This is a genomic window from Streptomyces winkii (assembly GCF_032248595.1).
Lineage (GTDB): Bacteria > Actinomycetota > Actinomycetes > Streptomycetales > Streptomycetaceae > Streptomyces > Streptomyces winkii.
This window is the reverse complement of sequence record NZ_JASTTH010000004.1, coordinates 654,785-672,147: the sequence shown is the minus strand read 5'-3', so window position 1 is coordinate 672,147 and position 17,363 is coordinate 654,785. Positions and strand designations below refer to the sequence as shown.

Annotated in this window: 15 protein-coding genes; 6 read left to right on the top strand and 9 right to left on the bottom strand. The window is 70.8% G+C overall.

Annotated elements, in window-relative coordinates:
* Positions 1-173: 173 nt before the first annotated feature.
* The 7 genes from fdhD to QQM67_RS15020 all read right to left on the bottom strand — a co-directional run bounded on the left by fdhD (position 174) and on the right by QQM67_RS15020 (position 8,706).
* Positions 174-1,046, bottom strand: coding sequence for a formate dehydrogenase accessory sulfurtransferase FdhD (fdhD, locus tag QQM67_RS15050; protein ID WP_314174331.1), 873 nt, complete (start codon positions 1,044-1,046; stop codon positions 174-176).
* Between the two features lie 114 nt (positions 1,047-1,160).
* Positions 1,161-2,033, bottom strand: a complete 873-nt coding sequence (locus QQM67_RS15045) for a 2Fe-2S iron-sulfur cluster-binding protein (protein ID WP_314174330.1) — start codon at positions 2,031-2,033, stop codon at positions 1,161-1,163.
* Positions 2,030-4,045, bottom strand: a complete 2,016-nt coding sequence (locus QQM67_RS15040) for an NAD(P)H-dependent oxidoreductase subunit E (RefSeq protein ID WP_314174329.1) — start codon at positions 4,043-4,045, stop codon at positions 2,030-2,032. Before QQM67_RS15040 ends, QQM67_RS15045 begins: the two co-directional genes overlap by 4 nt.
* A gap of 8 nt (positions 4,046-4,053) precedes the next feature.
* Positions 4,054-6,006, bottom strand: coding sequence for a molybdopterin oxidoreductase family protein (locus tag QQM67_RS15035; RefSeq protein WP_314174328.1), 1,953 nt, complete (start codon positions 6,004-6,006; stop codon positions 4,054-4,056).
* Entirely contained in the window at positions 6,003-6,980 is a 978-nt protein-coding gene (locus tag QQM67_RS15030) for a 2-dehydropantoate 2-reductase (protein WP_314174327.1), read from the bottom strand. The genes QQM67_RS15035 and QQM67_RS15030 overlap by 4 nt, the downstream gene beginning before the upstream one ends.
* A gap of 164 nt (positions 6,981-7,144) precedes the next feature.
* Positions 7,145-7,309 carry an MFS transporter small subunit gene (locus tag QQM67_RS15025; RefSeq protein ID WP_314174326.1) on the bottom strand — a complete coding sequence of 55 codons (165 nt, stop codon included), beginning with the start codon at positions 7,307-7,309 and terminating at the stop codon, positions 7,145-7,147.
* Positions 7,306-8,706 carry an L-lactate MFS transporter gene (locus QQM67_RS15020; protein WP_314174325.1) on the bottom strand — a complete coding sequence of 467 codons (1,401 nt, stop codon included), beginning with the start codon at positions 8,704-8,706 and terminating at the stop codon, positions 7,306-7,308. Before QQM67_RS15020 ends, QQM67_RS15025 begins: the two co-directional genes overlap by 4 nt.
* Before the next feature lie 200 nt (positions 8,707-8,906).
* On the opposite strand from QQM67_RS15020, the gene QQM67_RS15015 reads away from it, so the two are divergent.
* Positions 8,907-9,134 carry a hypothetical protein gene (locus QQM67_RS15015; protein WP_314174324.1) on the top strand — a complete coding sequence of 76 codons (228 nt, stop codon included), beginning with the start codon at positions 8,907-8,909 and terminating at the stop codon, positions 9,132-9,134.
* A gap of 56 nt (positions 9,135-9,190) precedes the next feature.
* Here the strand turns inward: QQM67_RS15015 and QQM67_RS15010 are convergent, their stop codons facing one another.
* Both QQM67_RS15010 and QQM67_RS15005 read right to left on the bottom strand, forming a co-directional pair.
* Positions 9,191-9,949, bottom strand: coding sequence for an MBL fold metallo-hydrolase (locus QQM67_RS15010; RefSeq protein WP_314174323.1), 759 nt, complete (start codon positions 9,947-9,949; stop codon positions 9,191-9,193).
* Positions 9,950-10,008: 59 nt separating this feature from the next.
* Positions 10,009-10,707 (bottom strand): class I SAM-dependent methyltransferase, encoded by a 699-nt coding sequence (locus tag QQM67_RS15005; RefSeq protein WP_314174322.1) that lies wholly within the window; start codon positions 10,705-10,707, stop codon positions 10,009-10,011.
* A 268-nt stretch (positions 10,708-10,975) separates the two neighbouring features.
* Here QQM67_RS15005 and QQM67_RS15000 point away from each other — a divergent pair, with 268 nt between their 5' ends.
* From QQM67_RS15000 to QQM67_RS14980, 5 genes are all read left to right on the top strand, one after another.
* A complete protein-coding gene (locus QQM67_RS15000; RefSeq protein ID WP_314174321.1) occupies positions 10,976-11,653 on the top strand; it encodes a GntR family transcriptional regulator in 678 nt (225 codons plus the stop codon).
* Positions 11,654-12,054: 401 nt separating this feature from the next.
* On the top strand, positions 12,055-13,236 hold the full coding sequence (locus QQM67_RS14995) for an ROK family transcriptional regulator (RefSeq protein WP_314174320.1): 1,182 nt from the start codon (positions 12,055-12,057) through the stop codon (positions 13,234-13,236).
* 198 nt (positions 13,237-13,434) lie between these two features.
* Positions 13,435-15,006, top strand: coding sequence for an ATP-binding cassette domain-containing protein (locus QQM67_RS14990; RefSeq protein WP_399066684.1), 1,572 nt, complete (start codon positions 13,435-13,437; stop codon positions 15,004-15,006).
* Positions 15,000-16,025, top strand: coding sequence for an ABC transporter permease (locus QQM67_RS14985; RefSeq protein WP_314174318.1), 1,026 nt, complete (start codon positions 15,000-15,002; stop codon positions 16,023-16,025). The genes QQM67_RS14990 and QQM67_RS14985 overlap by 7 nt, the downstream gene beginning before the upstream one ends.
* Positions 16,022-17,161, top strand: a complete 1,140-nt coding sequence (locus QQM67_RS14980) for a substrate-binding domain-containing protein (protein WP_314174317.1) — start codon at positions 16,022-16,024, stop codon at positions 17,159-17,161. Before QQM67_RS14985 ends, QQM67_RS14980 begins: the two co-directional genes overlap by 4 nt.
* The last annotated feature ends 202 nt before the right edge of the window (positions 17,162-17,363 follow it).

Genomic DNA, 17,363 nt, shown 5'->3' with positions numbered 1-17,363 from the left:
ACGCACCGCATCAGCCGTTGTTCGGATGTCACGGAGTACATGCCCGATTGCCGCGAAAGGTACGTGTGTTGGGGGCATCCGGCCCGTACGGCCTCACGCACGGGGAAGGGCCCGGCCGGCGCAGGGGGCGCCTCCCGCCGGCCGAGCCCCTATCCCGTGCAGCAGGCGGACCGTCAGGCCCGGCCGGCCGTTGTGCGCAGGGCGAGGCGGTGCTCACCTGCGTACACGTTCATGGAGGAGCCGCGGAGGAAGCCGACCAGGGTCAGCCCGGTCTCCGCGGCCAGGTCCACCGCGAGCGAGGACGGCGCGGAGACGGCCGCGAGCACCGGGATGCCCGCCATCACCGCCTTCTGCGCCAGTTCGAAGGACGCGCGGCCCGAGACCATCAGGACCGCGTCCCGCAGCGGGAGCGCGCCCTGCTGGAGTGCCCGCCCCACGAGCTTGTCGACGGCGTTGTGGCGGCCCACGTCCTCCCGTACGTCCAGCAGCTCGCCCTCGGCGGTGAAGAGGGCGGCGGCGTGCAGACCGCCGGTGCGTTCGAAGACTCGCTGGGACGCGCGCAGCGTGTCGGGCAGGGAGGAGAGCACCGAGGGTTCGAGGCGGACCCGGGGCCCGGCGGGGTCCACGGGGTCGCCGGGGTTCTCGATGCTCCAGCGGGCGGTCGTACGGACCGCGTCGAGGCTCGCCTTGCCGCACAGTCCGCACGAGGACGTGGTGTAGACGTTCCGCTCCAGGGCGATGTCCGGGACGGGGACGCCGGGCGCGAGGCGCACGTCGACGACGTTGTAGGTGTTGCGGCCCTCGTCGGTGGCGCCGGCGCAGTAGACGATGTTCGCCAGCTCCTCCGCGGCGCCGAGCACGCCCTCGCTGACGAGGAAGCCCGCGGCCAGCGCGAAGTCGTCACCGGGGGTGCGCATGGTGATGGCGAGCGGCTTGCCGTTCAGCCGGATCTCCAGCGGCTCCTCGGCGACCAGGGTGTCCGGGCGGGTGCTGACCGCACCGTCCCGGATGCGCAGCACACGCCGTCGCTCAGTGACCCGTCCCATTCGGTCCGTCCTGTGGGTGCGTGATGGGGGCGGCGGCTCAGCCGGTCCGGCGGGGGAGGAGGGCCGGGACCGGCTGACAATCGCCGTCATCTGTCATCTGTCATCTGGTGTCTGTCATGTGTCGGCTGTTTTCCCGCCGCCGACGTGCTGATAGCCGAAGCGGCCCTTGATGCAGAGGTTGCCGTGCGTCACCGGATTGTCGAGCGGCGAGCTGACCTTGACGATCTCATTGTCCTGCACGTGAAGCGTGAGGTTGCAGCCCACACCGCAGTACGCGCACACCGTGGTCGTCTGCGTCTGCCGCTCCTCGTCCCACGTGCCCGCCTCCCGCATGTCGAACTCCGACTTGAAGGAGAGGGCGCCGGTCGGGCACACGTCGATGCAGTTGCCGCAGTACACGCACGCGGAGTCCGTCAGCGGCGCGTCGTGCTCGGTGGAGATCCGGGCGTCGAAGCCCCGGCCCGCCATCGAGATCGCGAAGGTGTTCTGCCACTGCTCACCGCAGGCGTCGACGCACTTGTAGCACAGGATGCACTTGTCGTAGTCCCGTACGTACAGGTCGTTGTCGATCTTCGGGACCTCGTTCATGGTGGCGGCGTCCGCACCGAAGCGGCCGGGCTCCGCGCCGTACTCCTTGATCCACTCCGCGGCGCGCGGCGTCGTCGACAAGTCCGTTGCCGAGGCCAGGAGTTCGAGGACGATCTTGCGGCTGTGCCGGGCCCGCTCGGTGTCCGTGCGCACCGTCATCCCCGCCTCCGCCTTGCGGGAGCAGGCCGGAGCGAGCGTGCGGGAGCCCTCGACCTCGACGACGCACGCACGGCACGCGTTCTTCGGCGTGAGCGTCTCGCCCTGGCACAGGGTCGGGATGTCCTTGCCCGCCGAGCGGCACGCGTCCAGGATCGTCGACCCCTCGGGGACGCGGGTCGGTTCGCCGTCGAGCTCGAACTCGACGAGGCGTCGCGGGGGATTCAGCGGTACGGCGGTCATGCGTAGGCTCCCAGTCGGTCGATGGCGGACTCCACGGCGTTCCACGCGGTCTGTCCCAGACCGCAGATCGAGGCGTCGCGCATCGCCTCTCCCACCTCGCGGAGCAGCGCGATGTCGTCGGCGGTCCCGTCCGCCCCGTTCTTGCCGTTCGCGGACGGCACGCCCACCCGCTCGGCGAGCCGGTGCAGCGCCTCCTCCTGGCGCACGGTGCCGATGCGGCACGGCACGCACTGCCCGCAGGACTCGTCACGGAAGAACTCGGCGATGCGCAGCAGAATCCGCGGCAGCGGCACCGAGGAGTCCAGCGCGAGCACCACGCCGGAGCCGAGCGTCGTCCCCGCCTCCCTGGTGCCCTCGAACGTCAGCGGGATGTCCAGCTCGTCGCCGCGTACGAACCCGCCCGCGGCGCCGCCCAGCAGCACCGCCCGCAGATCCTCGCCCGCGCCGGCGAGGCCGAGCAGGTCACCGAGCGTGGCGCCGAAGGGCAGTTCGTAGATCCCGGGGCGCGCGACGCTGCCGGAGACGCAGAACAGCTTCGGCCCCGTGGACTTCCCGGTGCCGATCGCGGCGTAGGCCTCGGCTCCCATCTCCAGGACCGTCAGCACGTTCACCAGCGTCTCGACGTTGTTGGCGGCGGTCGGCTTGCCGAACAGGCCCTTCTCCACCGGGAAGGGCGGCTTGGAGCGCGGCTCGCCCCGGTTGCCCTCCAGCGAGTTGAACAGCGCGGTCTCCTCGCCGCAGATGTACGCGCCGGCGCCGCGCCGGATCTCGATGTCGAAGGCGTAGCCCTGCCCGAGCACGTCCTCCCCGAGCAGCCCGCGGGCACGGGCCTGCACGATGGCGTTCGTCAACAGCCGCAGCGCGCGCGGGTATTCGCCGCGCAGATAGAGATAGCCGTGGTGCGCGCCCGTCGCGTATCCGGCGATCGTCATCGCCTCGATGAGGGCGAACGGGTCGCCTTCCATCAGCACCCGGTCCTTGAAGGTGCCGGGCTCGCTCTCGTCGGCGTTGCAGACGACGTAGTGCGGCTGGTCCGGCTGTGCCGCCGTGGCCTGCCACTTGCGTCCGGTGGGGAACGCGGCGCCGCCGCGCCCCAGCAGCCCGGAGTCCGTGACCTCCCGCAGCACCCCGGCCGGGCCGAGCGCGAACGCCCGGCGCAGTGCCCGGTATCCGCCGTTGGCGCGGTACTCGTCGAGCGACTCGGGATCGGCGACCCCGATCCGCGAGAGCAGCTTCAACTCCGGGTCGCCCGCCTGCGGTACGGCGAGGGCGGCGGAGGGTTCCTCGGGAGCGCCCTCGGGGGCGCGCGCCGCCGCTTCCACCGTCTCGGCGGTGGCGGGCGCGACGACGGCGGTGGCGTACTCCGCAGCTCCGGGAACGGAAGAGGAGGCGGACGCGGCACCGTGCCCGCCCGGCGAACTCCCCTCGGGCGAAGCCCCGTTGGGCGAGACACCGGCCGCGGCGGCAGCCGCGGCACCGGCCCCCGGCCCCGCGGCCGACGGACATCCCTGCCCGGCCCGTATCGCCAGCGCCGCCGGGGCGCGCTCGCACAGACCCAGACAGGGGCTCGGCTGCCAGACCGCGCCGTCGCGCGCCTGGCCCGCCGGGCCGAGGCGCTGCTCCACCTCGGCCTGGAACTCGTCCGCGCCCGGCGCCGCCGCGCAGGCGATGTCCGTACAGACGTGCACCACGGTCGCCGGGCGCGGACGCATCGAGAACATCGAGTAGAACGTCGCCACCCCGTATGCCTCGGCCGGCGGAACCGTCAGCCTGCGGCACAGATAGGTGAGCGCGCCCTCGCTGATCCAGCCCACCCGGTCGTTGACCGCGTGGAGCCCCGGCAACAGCAGATCGCGCCGCTCCCGTGCGTCCCGGCCGCCCAGGGCCCATCGCAGGTCACCCGTGCTGCGGTCGTCCGCTCCCTCCCAGGCGCTGGGAGGCGGCCCGAGCAGATCGTCGACGGCCGCCTTCTCCTCGTCCGTCGGCTTGCTGTCACCGAAGCGCAGATCCATCGCAGGTCTCAGCTCCTCACGGCTGCCGCGACAGGCAGCTTCTCGATCCGTATCGCGGATGCCTTGAACTCGGCGGTACCGGCGATGGGGCAGTTGGACTCGATGGTCAGCTGGTTGGTGTCCACCTCGTCCGGGAAGTGCATGGTCATGAACGCCAGGCCCGGCCGGAGCCCGGGGTCGATCCACACGGGTGCGACCACGGAGCCGCGCCGCGAGGTGACCCGCACCTCCTCGTCCACGCTGACGCCGTAGAGCTCCGCGTCCTCCGGGCACAGCTCCACGTACTCGCCGCGGCGCATCGGCGAGGCGAAACTCCCGCTCTGCACACCGGTGTTGTACGAGTCCAGGCGCCTGCCCGTCGTCAGCCGCAGCGGGTACTCGTCGTCGGTGAGGTCGACCGGCGGGTCGTGCTTGACGATGCCGAACGGCGCCGGCATGCCGCGCTTGTCCGGGTCGCTCTCCCACAACCGCCCGTGCATGTACGGCGGTTCGATCCGCTCGGTGCTGGGGCAGGGCCACTGGATGCCCTGGTGCTCCGCGAGGCGGTCGTACGTCATGCCGTAGTGGTTGGGCGAGACGGAACGCAGCTCGTCCCAGACGGCCTCGGAGTCCGCGAACTTCCACTCGTGTCCGAGCCGCGCCGCGATGTCGCAGATGATGTCGATGTCCTCGCGGGCCTCGCCGGGCGGGTCCACGGCCTTGCGTACGCGCTGCACGCGCCGTTCGCTGTTGGTGGTGGTGCCGTCCGTCTCGCACCACGCGGCGGTGGCGGGCAGGACCACGTCGGCCAGCTCGGCCGTCTTGGTGAGGAAGATGTCCTGCACCACGAGGTGTTCGAGCTTCTGCATCCGCTCGATGGCCTGGCCCGTGTCGGCCTCCGACTGCGCCGGGTTCTCACCGATGCAGTAGACGGTCCGCAGCTCGCCGCTCTCCATCGCCTCGAACATCGCCGTGAGGTTGCGCCCGTGGCGCGGCTCCAGCGTGGTGCCCCACGCGGCCTCGAACTTCTCCCGGGTCTCGGGGTCGAGGACGTTCTGGAAGCCGGGCAGCCGGTCCGGGATCGCGCCCATGTCGCCGCCGCCCTGCACGTTGTTCTGGCCGCGCAGCGGCTGAAGTCCGGCGCCGTAGCGGCCGACGTGGCCGGTGAGCAGCGAGAGGTTGATCAGCGCCCGTACGTTGTCGGTGCCGTTGTGGTGCTCGGTGATGCCCAACGTCCAGCACAGCTGGGCGCGTTCGGCGGTGGCGTAGGCGTGCGCGAGGTCGCGTATCGCTTCGGCCGGCACGCCGGTGACCTTCTCGGCCGCGCTCAGAGTCCACGGCTCGACCTCGGCCTTGTACTCCTCGAATCCGGTGGTGGCGCGCTCGATGAACGTGTGGTTGGCCAGGCCCGCGTGGATGATCTCGCGGCCGATCGCGTGCGCCAGCGGAATGTCCGTGCCGACGTTCAGCCCGAGCCAGCTCTCCGCCCACTCGGCGGTGGACGTGCGGCGCGGGTCGACGGCGTACATCCGCGCGCCGTTGCGGATGCCGCGCAGCACGTGCTGGAAGAAGATCGGGTGCGCGAAGCGGGCGTTGGAGCCCCACATCACGATCAGGTCGGTGGCCTCGACCTCCTCGTAGGAGGACGTGCCGCCGCCGGAGCCGAACGCGGCGGAGAGCCCGGCCACGCTGGGCGCGTGACACGTGCGGTTGCACGAGTCGACGTTGTGCGTGCCCATGATGACGCGCGTGAACTTCTGCGCCACGTAGTTCATTTCGTTCGTCGCACGCGCGCAGGAGAACATGCCGAAGGCGTCCGGCCCGTGCTCCGCCTTGATCCTGCGGAACCCCTCGGTGGCCTTCTCCAGTGCCTCTTCCCACGTCGCCCTGCGCAGCGGGCCGCCCTTCTCGTCCCGCACCAGGGGGTGTGTCAGTCGCGGGTAGTCGGTCGACGGCGGTTTCCCGCGGTCGCGTTGCCTCATGCTGCGCTCCTTACGGTCTGTGCCAGCAGGTCGGTGACTGCGTGGATGGCGCAGAGCTTCGGCACGGGCGTGCCCGTCAGCGCGGCGAGTTCGACCACGGCCGCCAGGAGCACGTCCAGCTCCATGGGCTTGCCGCTCTCCAGGTCCTGGAGAGTGGAGGTCTTGTGTTCGCCGACGCGTTCGGCTCCGGCCAGTCGCTTCTCGACGGAGATGTCAGGGCGGCAGCCGACGGCCTCGGCCACCGCGAGTGTCTCGCGCATCATCGTCGCCACCAGTGCCCGAGTGTCCTGGTGGCGGCAGATTTGCGCCATAGTCGCGCGCGAGAGCGCGCTGAGCGGATTGAAGGCGATGTTGCCGATCAGCTTGATCCACACGTCGTTGCGGATGTCCGCCTCGACGGGGCACTTCAGGCCTCCGGCCTTCATGGCTTCGCTGAACTCCTCGCAGCGCGTGGAGTCCGTCGTGTCCGGCTCGCCGATGGAGAACCGGGTGCCTTCCAGATGCTGTACGACGCCGGGACCCTGCAACTGGGTCGCGGCGTAGACGACGCAGCCGATGGCGCGCTCGGGCGGCAGCACCGCGCTCACGGCGCCGCCGGGATCGACGCTCTCGACGCGCCGGCCCCGGTACGGCCCGTCGAGGCCGTGGAAGTACCACCAGGGGATGCCGTTCTGCGCGGCCACCACGGCCGTCTCCTCGCCCAGCAGCGGATGGACCAGCGGACCGCACTCCGCATAGGAGTTGGCCTTCAGGCCGAGGAAGACGTAGTCGACGGGCCCGATGGCGGACGGATCGTCGGTGGCGTGCACGCGCGCGGTGAAGTCACCGCGCGGGCTGAGGACCTGTACCCCGTTCTCCTTCATGGCGGCAAGGTGAGGTCCACGGGCAATGAGGTGTACGTCGGCGCCCGCGCGGTGCAGCGCTGCTCCGACATAGGCGCCGATTGCTCCGGCACCGACGACTGCGACTTTCATATCCGCTCTCCGTTCGGTTGAGGGACCGAGCGTGGGATCAGACCTGGGATGGTCGACAGAATATTGTATACACTTGCTCCTGTGAACGGACAAGAGATGTGCGGCAGTTACGCCGCGTACGCTCCGTCCGAATTATCCCTTGACGTTCGCCCTGAGGGAACCCGTCAGCCGCCGGTGAAGAGCTGGATCGCCTTGAGGATCAGCTCGTAGAGCCCGTACGCCATCGGTACGCCGACCCAGATCCAGGCCAGCGCGAACAGGCCCGTGGTGGGCGGGTTTCCCGAAGGTGCGGAAGGTGTCCCGGGGTTGCTGTTCTCGCCGGTCGTCATCGCCCCGTCGCCTCCTTGTGCTCCTGGTCGTCGCCGTCCTGCCCGGCGGCGGCGGTCGCTGCGGCCTCGGGCACATGGTGCTTCGGATCGACGGGCCGGATCAGCTCGTTGGCGACGAACCCGACGACGAGCAGTCCGATCATGATCGACAGCGCGAGCGCGTAGAGCCCGGGCCCCGAACGCCCCGCCGCCTCCTGCGAGTCGGCGACCCAGTTGACGATGAGCGGCCCGAGCACGCCGGCGGTGGACCACGCGGTCAGCAGCCGCCCGTGGATGGCGCCCACCTCGTACGTCCCGAACAGGTCCTTCAGATACGCCGGTACGGTCGCGAAGCCGCCGCCGTAGAAGGAGATGATCACCAGCGCGCACACGATGAACAGCGGCTTGGACGAGTCGCCGAGCAGCACGATCCCGAGGTACATCAGCGCGCCCACGCCGAGGTAGCAGCGGTACATGTTCTTGCGACCGATGACGTCCGAGGTCGAGGACCACAGGAAGCGCCCGGCCATGTTGGCGAGCGAGAGCAGCGCCACGAAGCCGGCCGCGGCGGAGGCGGAGACGGGCGTCGAGGTGTCGGCGAAGAAGTCGCCGATCATCGGCGCCGCCTTCTCCAGGATGCCGATGCCGGCCGTCACGTTCATGCACAGCACGACCCACAGGCACCAGAACTGCGGTGTGCGCACGGCGCTTCGGGCCGAGACGTTCGCGGTGGTCACCAGCGGCTTCTGCGACTGCTGCTCCTGCGGCGTCCGTCCGCCCGGCGGTTGCCAGCCCTCCGCCGGTACGCGGACGAGCAGCACGCCGAGGGACATGAACACGGCGTAGACCAGGCCGTGCACGAGGAACGCGGCGGCCACGCCGCCGTTGTCGGAGCCGAAGCTCTCCAGCATCTGCGCCGACCACGGCGAGGCGATCAGCGCGCCGCCCCCGAATCCCATGATCGCGATGCCGGTCGCCATGCCGGGCCGGTCGGGGAACCACTTGATCAGTGTGGAGACGGGCGAGATATAGCCGATGCCCAGTCCGACACCGCCGATGAAGCCGTAGCCGAAGACCACCAGCCAGTACTGCTCCAGGGCCGCGCCGAGTGCGGCGAGGAGGAAGCCGGAGCAGAAGCAGAGCAGCGACACCGTCATCGCCCAGCGCGGCCCGTTGCGTTCCACGAGGGTGCCGCCGAAGGCTGCCGAGAGGCCGAGCATCACGATGCCGAGCTGGAAGGGCAGCGCACTGGCCGTCCCGGACAGGCCGAGGGACGACTCCAGCGGGGGTTTGAAGACGCTCCACGCGTACGCCTGGCCGATCGAGAGGTGGACCGACAGGGCGGCGGGCGGTATCAGCCAGCGGCTCCAGCCGGGAGGTGCGACGGTGCGGGAGCGATCCAGAATCCCAGGTGCCATGGCCAAGGAGCGTAGGAAGTTGAAGAGCGGATGACCAGAGGCGGGAGGAGATTTCGTCGACTGTATGTGGCCGGACCGATGCTCTGCGCCGGGTTGCGCCTAACGAGGGGTTGAAGAACGGGACAAGCGTGTCGTTCTTCATATAGGCATCCGAATAAGCACATTGGTGATGTCAGCACCCCAGGAGAAAAGGATTCCTCATGCGATCTGTCATCCGTCCCGCCTTCGTAGGGCTCGCGGTCGTCGGCATGGCCTTCGCGGGCGCCGCTTCTGCCCAGGCCTGCGACGACGAGTACTCGCCCTCGGAGCACGCGAGCAGCGTGAACGTCGAGGACAGCTTCAACACCATCGAGGACAGCTTCAACGAGACCACCTTCACCAACAGCTTCAACGGTTCGATCATCGACGGTGGTTTGGACGTCAACTGACGATCGTCTGTCAGTGGGGCGGCCGCGCGTTCAGCGGGCCGCCCCGCTTCCTTGTGTCATGAGTCCCCGGCGCCGAGGCGCGCGACGCGTCCGGGGACGGCCACGGAGAGCGCTCCGGTGAACGAGGTGCGGGCCGCGTCGATCGCCTCTCCGTGCGGGGTGCCGGGCCACAGATGGGTCAGCAGGAGCCGGGCGGCGCCGGCCTGCTCGGCGTACCGGCCCGCCAGACGGGCGCTCAGCAGATACTTCGCGTCGGCGGCCGGCACGCTCTCCGGGTAAGTCGCCTCCGAGAGGAAGAGGTCCGCGTCCCGGGCCAGCCTCGGCACATCCGGGCTGGGGCCGGTGTCGCCGGTGTAGGCGAGGACGGCGCCGCGCGGATCCGTGAGCCTGACGCCCGCGTTCGGGACGAAGTGCGGGAGGAGCCGGGTCTCGACGTCGTACGGACCGATCCGCAGCCGTGCTCCCGGAGCGAACTCGTGCAGGGTCCAGGCGTGGGCGAGCATGCCGTGACGGTCCAGCGCGAGCACCGGGCCGAGGGCGCCCGGCGGTGCGTACAGCGGAAGCGGCGGGGGAGAGGCGCCGCCCAGGGCGCGGGCGCGCAGCAGCGGTGAGACGTCGGCGCAGTGGTCCGGATGTCCGTGGGTGACCAGCACCGCGTCGACGTCTTCCGGGCGCACCTCGGCCGGCAGGAGCGGCAGCGTCGCGTAGCCGGGATCGACGAGGAGACGGAAGCCCTCGCAGACGACGAGATAGCCGCTGCACGCCTGCGCCGGAGCCGGCCAGGCTGCGCAGCCGCCGAGAACGGTCAGCTCCACCGGACCACAGTCCTCTCCCAGGGTTCCCTTCCGGCGCTCTTCCCGGCTTCGCGGCTCTCTCAGCGCTTCACGCAGGTGTACGACGCGTAGACGGAGGCGCTGTAGGAGCAGTCGGTGATCTCGAAGCCGGCCGCCGTGAGCATCGGTTCGAACAGCCAGCGGAACGTGCTGTGTTCGGTGCGGACGTGCTCCGCGAGGTCCTCGCGGGTGTAGGCCGTGGCGGAGTCCCGCGAAGCGTTCGCGAGCCAGCGCTCCAGGAAGCTCTCCGCGTCCTGCGGGGCGAAGTCGTAGATCAGGTCGTGCAGCCGCAGGATGCCGCCCGGCCGCAGGATCCCGGCGATGCGGTGGAGCGCCAGCGCCTTCCAGAAGTCGGGAAGCTGGTGCAGCGCGTGGCGGGTGAAGACCGCGTCGGCGGGCGCTCCCGAGTGCTCGTAGCCGAGGAATCCGCCCCGTACGCACTCCAGAGTCGCGAGCCCCTCCGCGGCGGCGCGCTCGCGCAGCACGTCACGCATCGCGGGGGAGATCTCCACGGCCACGACGCGTCCGAAGTGCCGCGCCGCCGGAACCGCGAACTGCCCTGTGCCCGCGCCGAGATCGACGACGACCGAGTCCGCCGAGAGCCCGTGTGATCGCAGGAGCTCCAGGTCCGGGCCGGGGTCGGGGTGTCCCTGCTTGAGGTCGAAGCCGCTGACGAACCCGGGGTCGAGGTGCTCTGGGCCGGCGTGGGCGAGTTCGTCGGGCATCCAGTCGTAGTCCATGGGACGGGAGACTGGCACGGCGGAGGTGCCGGGCGCTCTTGAATATCCAGGGCCCGGCCGCGGCCCGGTCCGGGAGTGCGGGGGCCGGAGGGGACGGTGTGACGCGTCACAGAGGGCCGGAAGATGGCCCACGACCCCGCCACATCGCCACTGCACTCCGTAGACTGTATTCAATAGCCAAGGAATCGAATGTCCTCGCTTTTCACAGTCCAGTTTCAGGGTCCAGTTTTTCACTGTCCGGGGTCCCGCCGAGAGTCAGGAGTCGCCGATGCTGTCCGCCGGATTGCCTGAAGGCGCCATGCCCAAGCTGGAGCGGCCGGGGCCGCTCCGCGAGCGGGTCTACGAAGCGCTGCTGGAGCTCATCACGACGCGCTCGCTCAGGCCCGGCCAGCATCTGGTCGAGAGTGAACTCGCCCAGCACCTCGGCGTCTCGCGGCAGCCCGTACGGGAGGCGCTCCAGCGGCTGAACACGGACGGCTGGGTCGATCTGCGCCCCGCCCAGGGGGCGTTCGTGCACGAGCCGACGGAGGACGAGGCAGACCAACTGCTCACCGTGCGGACCCTGTTGGAGGCGGAGGCCGCGCGGCTCGCGGCCGTGCACGCCGACGCGAACGGCATCGCGGAGCTGGAGGATCTGTGCAGCCGCGGCGAGGCCGCCGTCGGCGGCGAAGAGGTGGAGAAGGTCGTCGAGGCGAATGCCGCGTTCCACGCTCGCGTGATGGCCCTGGCGGGCAACGCCGTCCTCGCCGAACTCGCCCGCCAGGTCGACCGCAGAGTGCGCTGGTACTACACGCCGGTCGCACGGCAGCGCGGCGCGCAGTCCTGGATCGAGCACCGCGAGTTGATCGCGGCCATCGCGGAGCGCGACGAGCAGCGCGCCGCCGGGATCATGCGGGAGCACACAGAGCACACGCGCCGCTCGTACCACGAGCGCGAACGCAGCTGACCCCGGTCGGCCTCCTTTCTCTTCCAGCTTCTCTTCCCGGGCTTCTCCCCGGGTCTGCTCGCCGTTCCCCGATACGGGGCGCCGGGCGGCCGGCCAGGGCAAATCGAGGTCCGGCAAGGCCACTTGGGCTCGCGGGCCGGGCTCCGCGGTGATGCGGGGAGGCTCTCCTTTGTCCAGTGCATGGAAAAAGTCGAAGGGATTCCCGCAGAACTTCTTCCCAGTTGCGCAGAGCGCTGATACGTTCCCAGTCAATCCCCGGGGAGCGACCCACGCTCCGCGGGAGAGGTCGACGAGAAGTCCGGCCGCTGGCAGGGGAGTTGCCTTCCTGCCTGCCGACCGGGTGGCTTCCCGAGAGCCGGCTCGACACGGTGACGAGGGGAGGGAGGGTGGCGGTGAGGCGCATGACTGCTCGGCCCGCGAACGCGCACCAGGCGCGACTGCTCCGCCTGCTGCGTGACGGCGGCCCGAACTCACGCGCCGAACTGGGCGACCACGTCGACCTCTCCCGCTCCAAGCTCGCCGTGGAGATTGACCGCCTGCTGGAGACGGGGCTCGTCGTCGCCGACGGGCTCGCCGCCTCCCGCGGCGGACGGCGCTCGCACAACGTGCGGCTCGCCCCCGGACTCCGCTTCCTCGGCGTCGACATCGGTGCCACGTCGGTCGATGTGGCCGTCACCAACCCGGAGTTGGAGATCCTGGGGCACCTCAACCAGCCGATGGACGTCCGCGAGGGTCCCGTCGCCGTCTTCGACCAGGTGCTCGCGATGGTCGCGAAACTGCGTGACTCCGGCGTCGCCGAAGGCTTCGCCGGGGCGGGGATCGGCGTGCCCGGCCCGGTCCGCTTCCCCGAGGGCGTGCCGGTGGCGCCGCCGATCATGCCCGGCTGGGACGGCTTTCCCGTACGGGAGGCCCTCAGCCAGGAGCTGGGCTGCCCGGTCATGGTCGACAACGACGTGAACCTCATGGCGATGGGCGAGATGCAGGCCGGAGTCGCCCGCTCCGTACGGGACTTCTTCTGCGTGAAGATCGGTACGGGCATCGGCTGCGGCGTCGTCGCCGGTGGCGAGGTGCACCGCGGCACCACGGGCAGCGCGGGCGACATCGGGCACATTCAGGTCGAGTCGGAGGGCCGGCCCTGCCCGTGTGGCAACCGCGGCTGCCTCGAGGCGTACTTCGGAGGGGCAGCGCTCGCGCGCGACGCCGAGGCCGCCGCGCGCGACGGGCTCTCGACCGAGCTCTCCGCGCGGCTGGAGACCGCCGGACGGCTGACCGCCGAGGACGTCGCCACCGCGGCGGCGGCCGGGGACGGCACGTCCCTCGATCTGATCCGCGACGGCGGGGCCCGCGTCGGCCAGGTCATCGCGGGACTCGTCAGCTTCTTCAACCCCGGACTCGTGGTGATCGGCGGCGGTGTGACCGGGCTCGGCCACACTCTGCTGGCGAGCATCCGGACGCAGGTCTACCGCCAGTCGCTTCCGCTGGCGACCGGCAATCTCCCCATCGTCCTGGGCGAGTTGGGCCCCGCCGCCGGCGTGACCGGAGCCGCCCGCCTCATCAGCGACCACCTCTTCTCACCGGCCTGATCCGACTCCCGCACCTCAAGGCCCGGGCGAGACGCCCGGCCTCCACGGCCTGACGGCCCCGTAGCACAGCGCGCGCACAGCCCCGGCACACCGAACCCGTACACACGGCACCCCCGTACACACGGCACTCGACCACCGCCCCGCAAGGGCACCCGCAATTCCCGCCTGTCCGCACGCGGTACGCACGGAGGCCCAGCCATGGCTCCAGAGGTCCCACCGGCTCCACAGGATCGACCGGCCCCACTGCTGACGATGTCCCGCATCACCAAGACCTTCCCCGGCGTACGCGCCCTGGACGGCGTCGACCTCGACGTGCAGGCGGGCGAGGTCCACTGCCTGCTGGGCCAGAACGGCGCGGGCAAGTCCACCCTGATCAAGGTCCTGGCGGGCGCCCACCAGCCCGACGAGGGCGACATCCGCTGGCAGGGCGAGCTCGTACGGCTGGCCACGCCCATGGCCGCGATGCGCCTCGGCATCGCCACCATCTACCAGGAACTCGACCTGGTGGAGCACCTGTCGGTCACCGAGAACATCTTCCTCGGCAACGAGGTCTCCGCCCGCGGCTTCATCCGCGCACGCGACGCCCGCACCAGGGCAGCCGCGCTCCTGCGCCGGCTCGGGCACGCGGAGATCGACCCCGACGTCAGCGTCGGCGCGCTCCCGGCCGCCGGGCAGCAGATCGTCTCCATGGCCCGCGCCCTCTCCCACGACGTGCGCCTCATCGTCATGGACGAGCCCAGCGCCGCGCTCGACCCGGACGAGGTCGACAACCTCTTCCGCATCGTCGGCGGCCTGACCGCGGACGGCGTCGCCGTCGTCTACATCTCCCACCGCCTGGAGGAGATACGCCGCGTCGGCGACCGCGTCTCCGTACTCAAGGACGGCCGCGTCGCCGCCCGCGGACTGCCCGCACGCACCACCGAGACCCGGGAGTTCGTGTCGCTGATGACCGGTCGCGACGTGCAGTACGCCTTCCCCGAGCGCCCGGCCTCGTCCCCCGCGGAGGCCGCGGCCGCGTCGTGCGACGGGGCGCCCCCGCCGGTGCTGCGCGCCGAAGGCCTCACGCGCGAGGGTGAGTTCGCGCCGCTCGACCTCGAACTGCGCCCCGGCGAGATCACGGGGCTCGCCGGCCTCGTCGGCTCCGGGCGCTCGGAGATCCTGGAGACCCTCTCCGGTGCCCGCCGCCCGACCGCCGGCCGCGTCCTCGTCGACGGCAGGCCGCTGCGCCCCGGCGACGTGACCGCGGCCGTACGGGCGGGCATCGGCCTGGCGCCCGAAGAGCGCAAGTCCCAGGCGCTGTTGATGCTGGAGCCCGTCACCAGCAACGTCTCCGTCTCCGCGCTGCCCCGCTTCTCCACCGGCGGCTGGCTCGACCGCGCCCGCGAGCGCACCGAGACCCGCGCCCGCACCCGCGACCTCGCGCTGCACCCCGACGACCCCGACCGGTCCGTCCGCACCCTGTCCGGCGGAAACCAGCAGAAGGTCGTCCTCGCGCGGTGGCTGCTGCGCGAGTGCCGGGTGCTGCTGCTGGACGAGCCCACACGCGGCGTCGACGTCGGGGCGCGCGCCGAGCTGTACACCGTCATCCGACGACTCGCGGACTCCGGCGTCGCCGTCCTCCTCGTCTCCAGCGAAGTGCCCGAAGTCCTCGGACTGGCCGACCGCGTGCTGGTGATGCGGGAGGGCCGCGTCGTGCACACCGCCCCCGCCCGGGAGCTCGACGAGCACCGGGTGCTCGACCTCGTCATGGAAGGGAGCCCGTCGTGCTGAGCCCAACCGGCGCCGACGCCGGCGCCGACGCCGTCAAGGAGCCCGCGCAGCCGCCCGCTTCGCCGACACGGCGCGGCGTCGGCGTACCCCGTGCCGGTCTGCGTCACCTCTCCCTGGCGGGAGTGCTCGTGGCGCTGGTCGTCGTCGGCGCGTTCACGAAGCCGCAGCAGTTCCTGACGGCCGACAACCTCCAGCTGATCCTCACCCAGTCCTCCGTCATCGGCGTCGTCACCGTAGGCGTCACCTTCGTCATCATCGGCGGCGGCATCGACCTGTCCGTCGGCGCGATCGTCGCGCTCGCCTCCGTATGGGCGACGACCGTGGCCACGCAGGAGTTCGGGCTGGGCGGCATGCTGCTGTGCGCGCTGTCCGTGGGGCTGGGCTGCGGCCTCGTCAACGGCGTGCTCATCGCGTACGGGCCGATGGTGCCCTTCATCGCGACGCTCGCCATGCTCGCCTCCGCGCGCGGGCTGGCGCTGCTCATCAGCGACGGCAAGACGCAGGTCGTCACGGTGGAGTCCGTCCTCGACCTGGGCGTCTCCGACAGCTACGTGCTCGGAGTGCCGCCTCTGGTGCTGGTCTTCGCGGCGGTCGCGGTGCTGGGCTGGCTCGTCCTCGGCCGTACCACGTTCGGACGGCGCACCGTCGCGGTCGGCGGCAACGCCGAGGCCTCGCGGCTCGCCGGCATCGCCGTACGGCGCCAGCGGCTGCTGCTGTATCTGCTCTCCGGTCTGTGCTGCGGCATCGCCGCGTTCATGCTGATCGTCCTCACCGGGTCCGGTCAGAACACCAACGGCAACCTCTACGAACTCGACGCGATCGCTGCCGCGATCATCGGCGGCACCCTGCTCAGCGGCGGCCGCGGCACCATCACCGGCTCCGTGCTCGGAGTCCTCGTCTTCACCACGATCACCAACCTGTTCGCCCTCAACAACCTCCAGACCGACGTCCAGCAGATCGCCAAGGGAGCGATCATCGTCGCCGCAGTCCTGGTCCAGAAGGGTCGGAAGACGCCATGAGCCACGAATCTGAGAACCCGAACTCGCCCCGCTACGACACCACTTCGTCTCCTCCGCGCTCGTCGGAGCCCGGCGGTCCGTCCCGTACGGCTCCCGCATCCCGTACGTCCCGGCGGAACGTGCTCTTCGGGACGGCGGCCGCGGGTGCCGCCCTCTTCGCCGCGGGCTGCACCAGCAACACGAGCAACGACGCCAAGGAAGCGGACGCCGGGCAGGCCGAGGTGGCCGACGACAAGCCCGGCAAGCAGGTCACGATCGGCTTCGCCGGTCCGCAGGCCGACCACGGGTGGCTCAACGCCATCAACGAACAGGCCAAGGAGCGGGCGAAGAAGTACAAGGACGTCACGCTGGAGGCCACCGAGGGCTCCAACGACAACGCACAGCAGGTCGGCCAGATCGAGACGCTAATCAACAAGAAGGTCGACGTGCTCGTGATCCTCCCGGCGGACGGCAAGGCGCTCACGCAGGTCGGTCTGAAGGCGATGCGCGCGGGCATTCCCGTCGTCAACCTCGACCGTGTCTTCGCCTCGCAGCAGGCCTACCGCTGCTGGATCGGCGGCGACAACTACGGCATGGGCCTCAACGCCGGCCGCTACATCGGCGAGAAGCTCAAGGGCAAGAAGAAGGCGAAGGTCGTCGAACTCGCCGGCATCGACAACCTGGAGCTGACCCGGGAGCGTACGGAGGGCTTCGACGACGCCCTGAAGAACTACCCCAACATCAAGAAGGTCGCCCGCCAGGCCGCCGAGTTCACCGTGGAGTCGGGCCAGTCGAAGATGGCGCAACTGCTGCGCGCCGAGCCGGAGTTCGACGCGCTGTGGAACCATGACGACGACCAGGGCGTGGGCGCCGAGCGGGCCATCAAGCAGGCCGGCCGGGACGACTTCCTGATGGTCGGCGGCGCCGGGTCGCGGCGGGTCATGGACGCCATCAAGGCCGACAACAGCGTCATCAAGGCCACCGTCCTCTACCCGCCGACGATGGCCGCCTCCGCCATCGACCTCGCCCGTGCGCTCGGGCAGGGCAAGGGGATCGGCGGGCTCGCCGAGTTCGAGATCCCGGCCTCCATGACGCTCTACTCGGCCGTCGTCACCAAGGACAACGTCGACGAGTATCTGCCGACCGGCTTCAAGTAGCGGCCATGGCAGGGCCCGTGGCCGTCGTGCGGCGCCGGTCCGTCACCGCCCCGGCGGGGCGGCGCGTCCGCGCCGGGCCGATTCCGGTGTGAACCCCGGGGCCGCGCACCGCGCCCCCGCGCCCCCGCGCCCCCGGGCTCGGCCCGAGCGAGCCACCGTCCTGCGCCGCGCAGCGCACCACGCCGATGCCGTACCCGCGGCA

What these genes read in the sequence shown, in the direction of transcription:
- QQM67_RS15035 (WP_314174328.1), bottom strand. Translation starts at nt 6,006, where the DNA reads ATGAGGCAACGCGACCGCGGGAAACCGCCGTCGACCGACTACCCGCGA.
- QQM67_RS14980 (WP_314174317.1), top strand. Translation starts at nt 16,022, where the DNA reads ATGAGCCACGAATCTGAGAACCCGAACTCGCCCCGCTACGACACCACT.
- QQM67_RS15040 (WP_314174329.1), bottom strand. Translation starts at nt 4,045, where the DNA reads ATGGATCTGCGCTTCGGTGACAGCAAGCCGACGGACGAGGAGAAGGCG.
- QQM67_RS15045 (WP_314174330.1), bottom strand. Translation starts at nt 2,033, where the DNA reads ATGACCGCCGTACCGCTGAATCCCCCGCGACGCCTCGTCGAGTTCGAG.
- QQM67_RS14995 (WP_314174320.1), top strand. Translation starts at nt 12,055, where the DNA reads ATGACTGCTCGGCCCGCGAACGCGCACCAGGCGCGACTGCTCCGCCTG.
- QQM67_RS15020 (WP_314174325.1), bottom strand. Translation starts at nt 8,706, where the DNA reads ATGGCACCTGGGATTCTGGATCGCTCCCGCACCGTCGCACCTCCCGGC.
- fdhD (WP_314174331.1), bottom strand. Translation starts at nt 1,046, where the DNA reads ATGGGACGGGTCACTGAGCGACGGCGTGTGCTGCGCATCCGGGACGGT.
- QQM67_RS15000 (WP_314174321.1), top strand. Translation starts at nt 10,976, where the DNA reads ATGCTGTCCGCCGGATTGCCTGAAGGCGCCATGCCCAAGCTGGAGCGG.
- QQM67_RS15005 (WP_314174322.1), bottom strand. Translation starts at nt 10,707, where the DNA reads ATGGACTACGACTGGATGCCCGACGAACTCGCCCACGCCGGCCCAGAG.
- QQM67_RS15015 (WP_314174324.1), top strand. Translation starts at nt 8,907, where the DNA reads ATGCGATCTGTCATCCGTCCCGCCTTCGTAGGGCTCGCGGTCGTCGGC.
- QQM67_RS15025 (WP_314174326.1), bottom strand. Translation starts at nt 7,309, where the DNA reads ATGACGACCGGCGAGAACAGCAACCCCGGGACACCTTCCGCACCTTCG.
- QQM67_RS14990 (WP_399066684.1), top strand. Translation starts at nt 13,435, where the DNA reads ATGGCTCCAGAGGTCCCACCGGCTCCACAGGATCGACCGGCCCCACTG.
- QQM67_RS15030 (WP_314174327.1), bottom strand. Translation starts at nt 6,980, where the DNA reads ATGAAAGTCGCAGTCGTCGGTGCCGGAGCAATCGGCGCCTATGTCGGA.